This window comes from Amycolatopsis sp. DG1A-15b (genome assembly GCF_030285645.1).
Classification (GTDB): Bacteria; Actinomycetota; Actinomycetes; order Mycobacteriales; family Pseudonocardiaceae; genus Amycolatopsis.
The window spans coordinates 4,678,330-4,687,500 of record NZ_CP127296.1 but is presented as its reverse complement, the minus strand read 5'-3'; the positions used below and the strand labels follow the sequence as shown (position 1 = coordinate 4,687,500).

The 9,171-nt window shown below is 68.9% G+C and carries 6 protein-coding genes and 2 rRNA genes (1 of these 8 only partly in view); all 8 read left to right on the top strand.

Annotation, left to right across the window (positions count from 1 at the left end; all coding sequences use genetic code 11):
* Positions 1-2,088: ribosomal RNA gene (locus tag QRY02_RS21325) — 23S ribosomal RNA — on the top strand (it extends 1,035 nt beyond the left edge of the window).
* 81 nt (positions 2,089-2,169) lie between these two features.
* A 5S ribosomal RNA gene (rrf, locus tag QRY02_RS21320) occupies positions 2,170-2,286 on the top strand.
* 96 nt (positions 2,287-2,382) lie between these two features.
* Positions 2,383-4,362 (top strand): hypothetical protein, encoded by a 1,980-nt coding sequence (locus QRY02_RS21315; protein WP_285993284.1) that lies wholly within the window; start codon positions 2,383-2,385, stop codon positions 4,360-4,362.
* Entirely contained in the window at positions 4,355-5,326 is a 972-nt protein-coding gene (locus tag QRY02_RS21310) for an HAD-IIA family hydrolase (RefSeq protein WP_285993283.1), read from the top strand. The genes QRY02_RS21315 and QRY02_RS21310 overlap by 8 nt, the downstream gene beginning before the upstream one ends.
* 17 nt (positions 5,327-5,343) lie before the next feature.
* Complete coding sequence (locus QRY02_RS21305; RefSeq protein WP_043774930.1) at positions 5,344-5,541, top strand: hypothetical protein; 198 nt, start codon at positions 5,344-5,346, stop codon at positions 5,539-5,541.
* A 5-nt stretch (positions 5,542-5,546) separates the two neighbouring features.
* Positions 5,547-6,374 (top strand): TlyA family RNA methyltransferase, encoded by an 828-nt coding sequence (locus QRY02_RS21300; protein WP_285993282.1) that lies wholly within the window; start codon positions 5,547-5,549, stop codon positions 6,372-6,374.
* Positions 6,371-7,297: an NAD kinase gene (locus tag QRY02_RS21295; RefSeq protein WP_285993281.1), complete on the top strand. Its 927-nt coding sequence runs from the start codon at positions 6,371-6,373 to the stop codon at positions 7,295-7,297. Before QRY02_RS21300 ends, QRY02_RS21295 begins: the two co-directional genes overlap by 4 nt.
* An 89-nt stretch (positions 7,298-7,386) precedes the next feature.
* On the top strand, positions 7,387-9,168 hold the full coding sequence (gene recN, locus QRY02_RS21290) for a DNA repair protein RecN (RefSeq protein ID WP_285993887.1): 1,782 nt from the start codon (positions 7,387-7,389) through the stop codon (positions 9,166-9,168).
* Positions 9,169-9,171 lie beyond the last annotated feature (3 nt).

Sequence of the window (9,171 nt, the reverse complement as noted above, 5' to 3'; positions counted from 1 at the left end):
GCGGGGGATAAGCTTCGTCGTCGAGAGGGAAACAGCCCAGAACACCAGCTAAGGCCCCTAAGTGTGTGCTCAGTGGGAAAGGATGTGGGATTGCCCAGACAACCAGGAGGTTGGCTTAGAAGCAGCCACCCTTGAAAGAGTGCGTAATAGCTCACTGGTCAAGTGGTCCTGCGCCGACAATGTAGCGGGGCTTAAGCACACCGCCGAAGCTGTGTCATTCATGCAATACATCGGCTTGGACTCTTGAAGTCCTTGTCTAGTGGTATGGATGGGTAGGGGAGCGTCCTGCATCCAGGGAAGCGGCGGCGGAAGCCAGTCGTGGAGGGTGTGGGAGTGAGAATGCAGGCATGAGTAGCGAATGCAGAGTGAGAAACTCTGCCGCCGGATGACCAAGGGTTCCTGGGCCAGGCTAATCCGCCCAGGGTAAGTCGGGACCTAAGGCGAGGCCGACAGGCGTAGTCGATGGACAACGGGTTGATATTCCCGTACCCGAGCATGTGCGCCCATGACGAGGCGTTTGATACTAACCACCCAAAGCCGCATCCCAATGTCTTCGGACGGAGGGGTGTGTGTGGAGCGTGGGACCTGATTTCGTAGTAGTCAAGCGATGGGGTGACGCAGGAAGGTAGCTCCGCCAGGCGATGGTTGTCCTGGTGTAAGCGTGTAGGCCGGAACATAGGCAAATCCGTGTTCCATGAGGCTGAGACGTGATGCGTAGCCGTTTGAGGCGAAGTAGAGTGATCCTATGCTGCCGAGAAAAGCCTCTAGTGAGTGCATGCACGGCCCGTACCCCAAACCAACACAGGTGGTCAGGTAGAGAATACCAAGGCGATCGGGTGAACTGTGGTTAAGGAACTCGGCAAAATGCCCCCGTAACTTCGGGAGAAGGGGGGCCAAACATCCTGAAGCTTCTTGCAAGCTAGGGGTGGGTGGCCGCAGAGACCAGCGGAAAGCGACTGTTTACTAAAAACACAGGTCCATGCGAAGTCGCAAGACGATGTATATGGACTGACGCCTGCCCGGTGCTGGAACGTTAAGAGGACCGGTTAGCCTTTCGGGGCGAAGCTGAGAATTTAAGCGCCAGTAAACGGCGGTGGTAACTATAACCATCCTAAGGTAGCGAAATTCCTTGTCGGGTAAGTTCCGACCTGCACGAATGGCGTAACGACTTTCCGGCTGTCTCAACCACAGGCCCGGCGAAATTGCACTACGAGTAAAGATGCTCGTTACGCGCGGCAGGACGGAAAGACCCCGGGACCTTTACTATAGTTTGGTATTGGTTTTCGGTTCGGCTTGTGTAGGATAGGTGGGAGACTGTGAAGTGGTCACGCTAGTGGCTGTGGAGTCGTTGTTGAAATACCACTCTGGTCGAATTGGGAATCTGAACCTCGGGCCATGATCTGGTTCAGGGACAGTGCCTGATGGGTAGTTTAACTGGGGCGGTTGCCTCCTAAAGAGTAACGGAGGCGCCCAAAGGTTCCCTCAGCCTGGTTGGCAATCAGGTGTTGAGTGCAAGTGCACAAGGGAGCTTGACTGTGAGACAGACATGTCGAGCAGGGACGAAAGTCGGGACTAGTGATCCGGCACCTCCTGGTGGAAGGGGTGTCGCTCAACGGATAAAAGGTACCCCGGGGATAACAGGCTGATCTTGCCCAAGAGTCCATATCGACGGCATGGTTTGGCACCTCGATGTCGGCTCGTCGCATCCTGGGGCCGGAGTAGGTCCCAAGGGTTGGGCTGTTCGCCCATTAAAGCGGCACGCGAGCTGGGTTTAGAACGTCGTGAGACAGTTCGGTCCCTATCCGCCGCGCGCGTAGGATACTTGAGGAAGGCTGTCCCTAGTACGAGAGGACCGGGACGGACGAACCTCTGGTGTGCCAGTTGTTCTGCCAAGGGCATGGCTGGTTGGCCACGTTCGGAAGGGATAACCGCTGAAGGCATCTAAGCGGGAAGCCTGTTCCAAGATGAGGTATCCCACCCCATGTGGGTTAAGGCCCCCAACAGACCATTGGGTTGATAGGCCAGAAATGGAAGCACAGTAATGTGTTGTCGAGTTGACTGGTACTAATAGGCCGAGGACTTGCCTACGAAGATGTTACGCATCCACTCTACGGTTCTGAAACACCACACCGGTGAACAGTGTTCATGGTGTGTGTTGTTTCGTAGTGTTTCGGTGGTTATAGCGTCAGGGAAACGCCCGGTCCCATTCCGAACCCGGAAGCTAAGCCTGACAGCGCCGATGGTACTGCAACCGAAGGGTTGTGGGAGAGTAGGACACCGCCGAACTTACCTTCCGTACGGCCCGTTAGGATAGCCAGTTGGCTGCCCTGACGGGCCGTACGCGTATGTCCAGAACAAGATTTTTCCATGGCAGGAGGCCAGGTGTCCGAGTTCGGTCGACGAGACTCAAGCGATGATGGGTCCGGCCGGTCGGCACGCCGGGACGAAGGCTCCCGGGGCCGGTCGGACGGATCCGGGGGAGACCGGCGCGGCGCGCGGCAGGACCGCGGCGGCCGCGACAGCACTCACCAGGGACGGCCGCGCCGTGACGACCACGGTGTCCGCGGCGGCGGCAAGCCCTTCCGCGGCGGCGACGGGCCCCGCGACCGCGACCAGCGCGGAGGAACCGCAGGTCAGAGCCGCACCGGCGGCCGGAGCTTCAGCGACCGTGACGACCGCAAGGGCGGTTACGGCAACCGCGACTCCGGCAGCCGGCCGGGTGGCAGCCGCTTCTCCGACGGCCCCAGCCGCTCCGGCGGCGGCCGCTCCGACGACCGTGGCGCCGGCCGGCCGGGGAGCCGGTACGAGGACCGGGGCAACAGCCGTTCGGGCACCCGCAACGACAGCTCGGGCCGTGGCTACGAAGACCGGGGCGGCCGGCCGCAGGGCAAGTCGTCCTACGGCGACCGCAAGCCCCGCTGGGAGGACCGCGGCGGTTCCGGCCGCCGCGACGACGACCGCGGCAGCCGCCCGGGAGGCTTCCGTTCGGACGACCGCGGCCGCAGCGGACGCGACCGCGACGACTCGCGCGGCGCCCGGACGGGTGGTTTCCGCTCGAGTGGCAGCGACCGTCGCGATGACTCCCGTGGCGGTTACCAGCGCCGCGATGACCGCGGCGGCAGCACCGGCGGTTTCCGCTCGGGCGACCGGGACCGTCGCGACGGTTCGAGTGGCGGCTACCAGCGCCGCGACGACGACCGCGGCGCCCGCACCGGCGGCTTCCGCTCCGATGACCGAGGCCGCGGCGGCAGTGACCGCGGTGGCAGCACCGGTGGCTTCCGTTCCGATGACCGGAGCCGTGGTGGCAGTGACCGTCGCGATGACCGCGGTGGCAGCACGAGCGGCTTCCGTTCGGATGACCGAGGCCGTGGCGGCAGTGACCGGGGCGGCAGCACGGGCGGCTTCCGTTCCGATGACAAGGGCCGTGGCGGCAGCGACCGTCGCGATGACTCGCGTGGCAGCTACCAGCGTCGCGACGACTCCCGCAGCGACAGCCGTGGCAGCCAGGAGAACCGTGGCGAGCGCACCGGCGGCGGCTTCCGCGATGCCGGCAAGCGCTTCGACCGCGACAGCCGCAGCCAGAGTGACCGGCCTCGCCGGGACCCGCGGCCGAAGGTCGGCGCCCCGCTCGACGACGAAGCCCTCGCCAAGGAACTGCTCGAAGCGCCCGAGCTCCCCGAGGACATCGAGTTCTCCGACCTCGACGAAGAAGCCCGCCGCGAGCTGCGGACGCTGCCGAAGGGCTTGGCCGAGACCGTCGGGAAGCACCTCGTCGCCGCCGGGAGCCTGATCGACAGCGATCCCGAGGCCGCCCTCGAGCACGCCAAGTACGCGAAGGCCAAGGCCTCCCGCGTGCCCATCGTGCGCGAAGCCCTCGGCCTGGTCGCCTACCACGCCGGCAACTGGTCCGAAGCCCTCTCCGAACTGCGGGCCGTCCGCCGGATGACCCGCAGCGACGACCACATCGCCATCATCGCCGACGCCGAACGTGCGCTCGGCCGTCCCGAGCGGGCCCTCGACCTCGCGAAGGAGGCCGACACGGCGAAGCTCGCGAAGGCCATCCAGGTCGAGCTCGCGATCGTCGCGGCCGGGGCGCGGCGGGACCTCGGGCAGCTGGACGCCGCCGTCGTCTCGCTGCAGGGTGACGACCTCAAGGCCGAGAAGCGCGACCCGTGGAGCGCGCGGCTGTTCTACGCCTACGCCGACAACCTCGAGGCCGCCGGGCGCAAGGACGAGGCCATCCGGTGGTTCCTCAACGCCGCCGAGGCCGACGCCGAGGACGAGACCGACGCCGCGGAGCGCGCCGCCGACCTGTCGAACGAGAACGCCGAGGCAAAGGACACCGAAGCGACCGATGAGTGACGCCCTCCTCGCGGCCTACGACGCGGTCCTCTTCGACCTCGACGGCACCGTCTACCACGGCACGCGGGTGATCCCGGGTGCCCCGGAGACGGTGCGGGCCGCGCGGGAGCACGGCACGCCCGTCCGGTTCGTCACGAACAACGCCTCGAAGGCGCCCGACGAGGTCGTCGCGCACCTCACCGGTCTCGGCATGCCCGCCGAGATCGGCGAGGTGCACACCAGCGCCCAGGCCGGCGTCCAGCTGCTGAAGGAACGGCTCGCGCCCGGCGCCGAGGTCCTCGTCGTCGGGACCGACTCGCTCGCCGCCGAAGTCGCCGGGGCCGGCCTGACGCCGGTGCGGGAGAACGGCGACGGCGTCCAGGCCGTCGTCCAGGGGCACTCGCCGGACAACACCTGGGCCGCGCTGGCCGAGGCCTGCCTGGCCATCCGCGCCGGCGCGCTGTGGGTGGCCTGCAACGTCGACGCGACGCTGCCCAGCGAGCGCGGCCTGCTGCCCGGCAACGGCTCGATGGTCGCCGCGCTGCGCACCGCCACCGACGTCGAACCCCTGGTCGCAGGCAAGCCGCAGCCGCTGCTGTTCGACACCGCCGCGCGCTCGGCCGGCGCGGAGCGGCCTCTGGTCGTCGGCGACCGGCTCGACACCGACATCGCCGGGGCGGTCGCCGCGGGCATCGACTCCCTGGTCGTCCTGTCCGGCGTGGCGACGCCGAAGCAGCTGATCGAGGCGATCCCGGCCGAGCGGGGCACCTACCTCGCCCGCGACCTCACGGCGCTCACCGAAGCGGCCGAAGACCTCAAAATCGGTCCGCGGCCGGGCTGGACAGTCACCACCGAGGACGGCGTCCTCGCCGCGACGGGTGACGGCGACGACCTGGACCTGCTTCGAGCCTTCTGCCACGCGGCCTGGGAAACCGGCGTCACGGAGCTCGGCGCGGACGCCGAAGCGCGGCTGGGCGACAGCTGACTGATACCGTTTGCACTGTGCAGGACCATCCCTATCCCGTCCCGGGCCCGCCGCCCGGTTCGTTCTCGCAGCAGACCGACCCGCGGGCCGGCATCGACGAAGCCGTCGCCGGGCTGGACGACCTGGACGCGCTGCCGCTCGCGGAGCACGTCGAGCGCTTCGACGCCGTGCACACCGAGCTGACGGTCGCCCTGTCCAGCATCGACAAGGTCTGATCGGCGTGCCCAAGCGGGCCCGCCTCGACGCGGAACTGGTCCGGCGCGGCCTCGCCCGCTCGCGCGAGCAGGCCTCGGCCCTGATCGCCGGCGGCAAGGTCACCGTCCGCGGCATGGTCGCGACCAAACCCGCCACCGGCGTGGAGTCCGGCGCGCCGATCGTCGTCAAGGACGAAGACGACCCCGGCTGGGCCTCGCGCGGCGCGCACAAGCTCCTCGGCGCCCTCGAAGCGTTCACGGACCTGAGCGTCGAGGGCAAGCGCTGCCTCGACGCGGGCGCGTCCACCGGCGGCTTCACCGACGTCCTGCTCCGGAACGGCGCGGCCACCGTGATCGCCGCCGACGTCGGCCGCGGGCTGCTCGACTGGCGGATCCGCACCGACGAACGTGTAGTGGTCATGGATCGCACGAACGTCCGCAACCTCACACCCGGCGACCTCGGCGGGCAAGTCGACCTCGTCGTCGGCGACCTCTCGTTCATCTCGCTCAAGCTCGTGCTGCCCGCGCTCGCGGCCTGCGCGCGCGACGGCGCCGATCTGGTGCCGATGGTGAAGCCGCAGTTCGAGGTGGGCAAGGACCGCCTCGGCAGCGGCGGCGTGGTCCGGGACCCGCAGCTGCGGGCGGAATCGGTGCTCACCGTCATCGACGAGGCCGCGAAACTCGGGCTCGCGCTGCGCGGCGTGACCGCCAGCCCGCTGCCCGGGCCGTCCGGGAACGTCGAGTACTTCGTGTGGCTGAAGAAAGATCACGTGGCCGAGTCCACTGTGGACGCGGTAAACAGGTCTGAGGCCGAGCGGCTCGTCCGAACCGCCGTCGAGGAAGGGCCCGCATGACCACCGAACGTGAAGTGCTCCTCATGGTGCACCCCGATCGTGAAGCGACGGGCGAGGCCGCGCGCGAGGTTTCGGCGCGCTTCGCCAAGGCCGGTATCCGGATCCGGGTGATCGAGGAGGACGTCTGCGCGCTCATCAACCCGGACGAGCACGGTGTCGGGTCGAGGTGCACCGTCGTCGGCGCGGACGGCAACCCCACCGACGGCGTCGAGCTGATCTTCGTCCTCGGCGGTGACGGCACGCTGCTGCGCGCGGCCGAGCTCGCCCGGCCCGCCGGGGTGCCGGTGCTGGGCGTGAACCTCGGGCGCGTCGGCTTCCTCGCCGAAGCCGACTCCGACGCCCTGGCCGACACCGTCCAGCGGGTGGTCGACGGCGACTACCAGGTCGAAGAGCGGATGACCATCGACGTCACGGTCACCCACGACGGCGAAGAGGTCGCCCGCACCTGGGCGCTCAACGAAGCCAGCGTGGAGAAGAGCACCCGGGAGCGGGTGCTGGACGCGCTGATCGAGGTCGACGGCCGCCCGGTGTCCGCCTTCGGCTGCGACGGTGTGCTGTGCGCCACACCGACCGGCTCGACCGCGTACGCGTTTTCGGCGGGCGGCCCGATCATCTGGCCGGACGTCCAGGCGCTGCTGGTGGTGCCGAGCAACGCGCACGCGATGTTCGCGCGCCCGCTGGTCGTCTCGCGCGACTCGGTGATCACCGTCGGGATCGACCCGGACGGCTCGTCGGCGGTGCTGACCTGCGACGGGACCCGGCCGATCGATCTGCTGCCGGGTGCGCGGGTGCGCGTGACCTGCGGCAAGACCCCGGTGCGGCTGGTCCGGCTGTGGGACGGGCCGTTCACCGATCGCCTGGTGCAGAAGTTCTCGCTGCCGGTGAAGAGCTGGCGCGAACGGCACGCGCGGCCGGTGGAATAGCTCCGCTCGGCGCGGAAATCGAACATATCGGCGACTCGCCGGGGTAGCGGGCGCGCAGAGTGTCGGTGGTGGCCGCTACCGTAGGCGGCGTGCTGGCCGAGATGCGCATCCAGGGCCTCGGAGTCATCGAGGACGCCCTGCTGGAACTGCACGCGGGCTTCACCGTCGTGACCGGTGAGACGGGTGCGGGCAAGACCATGGTCGTCACCGGGCTGCACCTGCTGTCCGGGGGCCGAGCCGAGGTGTCCAAGGTCCGGACGGGAATGCTCAAGGCGTTCGTCGAAGGGCGGTTCACCTACTCCGGCGTCGAAGGCGCCGAGCGGATCGTCGTCGATTCGGGCGCGGACGTGGACGAGGACGGCAGTGTGATCGCGCTGCGGGCGGTCGCTGTCGACGGGCGGTCCCGCGCCCACCTCGGCGGCCGGTCCGTGCCGGTCGGCGTGCTCGCGGAGCTGTCGGAGCAGCTGATCGCGGTGCACGGGCAGAACGACCAGCTGCGGCTGCTGCGGCCCGCCGAGCAGCGTGCGGTGATCGACCGGTTCGCCGGCGACGCGGTGGCGAAGCCGTTGCGCGCGTACCAGGAGATCCGGTCGGAGTGGCTGGCGGTGATCGCCGAGCTGACCGAGCGGTCGACCCGCTCGCGGGAGATGGCCCAGCAGGCCGACCTGCTCAAGCACGGGCTGACCGAGATCGACTCGGTCGCGCCGGAGCCGGGCGAGGACGTCGAGCTCACCGAGCAGATCAAGCGGCTCGCGGCGGTCGACGAGCTGCGCGCGGCGGCGACCGAGGCGCACGCCGCGGTGTCCGGCTCCCCGGACGGCGAGCCGGACGCCCCGGGCGCGGCCGGGCTGGTCTCCGAGGCGCTGCGCCGGCTTTCGACGGCGGAGGACGCCGCGCTGCGCGAACTGGCGCCGCGGCTGGAGGAAGCGTCGGTGCTGCTCGCCGACGTCGGGGCCGAGCTCGGCAACTACGTCGAGACGCTGGACGCCGACCCGGCACTGCTGGAGAAGGTGCTCGCCCGCCAGTCCGACCTGAAGCGGCTGACCCGCAAGTACGCGGCGGACGTCGACGGCGTGCTCGCCTGGGCCGACGACGCCCGGCGCCGGCTGGAAACCATGGACACGTCGGAGGAGGCGCTCGCCGAGCTGGCGCTGCGGCGCGACCAGCTCGCCATCCAGCTGGCCGCGCACGCGTCCGAGGTGTCGGCGGCGCGGGTCGACGCGGCCGCATCGCTGGCGGCGGAAATCACCAGTGAGCTGTCCGGGCTGGCGATGGGCCAGGCGGCGATCGAGGTGACGGTCGAGCAGCGCCCGGCCGAGCACGGCGACACGCACGCCCTGACCATCGACGGCCGCGCGGTGCACGCGGGCCCGGACGGCGTCGACGACGTCGAGCTCCTGCTGCGCGCGCACGACGGCGCGCCGCCGCTGCCGGTCCACAAAGCCGCGTCGGGCGGCGAGCTGTCGCGGGTCATGCTGGCGATCGAGGTGGTCCTGGCGCACGCGGACACGGTCCAGACGCTGGTGTTCGACGAGGTCGACGCGGGTGTCGGCGGCCGCGCGGCGGTCGAGATCGGCCGCCGGCTGGCCCGGCTGGCCCGCACCCACCAGGTCCTGGTGGTGACGCACCTGCCGCAGGTGGCGGCGTTCGCGGACCAGCACCTGGTGGTGGACAAGGGCCACACGGGCGGGGTCACGCGAAGCGGTGTGAAGAACCTGAGCCAGACCGAGCGGGTCAGTGAGCTGGCCCGGATGCTCGCGGGCATGGACAACGAGACGGGCCGGGCGCACGCGGAGGAACTGCTGGCGACGGCGGAGAAGGACAAGACGGAGTTCGAGCCGAAGAAGAAGCGCGCCGCCAAGAAGAAGTAGCCG

What these genes read in the sequence shown, in the direction of transcription:
- QRY02_RS21310 (WP_285993283.1), top strand. Translation starts at nt 4,355, where the DNA reads ATGAGTGACGCCCTCCTCGCGGCCTACGACGCGGTCCTCTTCGACCTC.
- QRY02_RS21295 (WP_285993281.1), top strand. Translation starts at nt 6,371, where the DNA reads ATGACCACCGAACGTGAAGTGCTCCTCATGGTGCACCCCGATCGTGAA.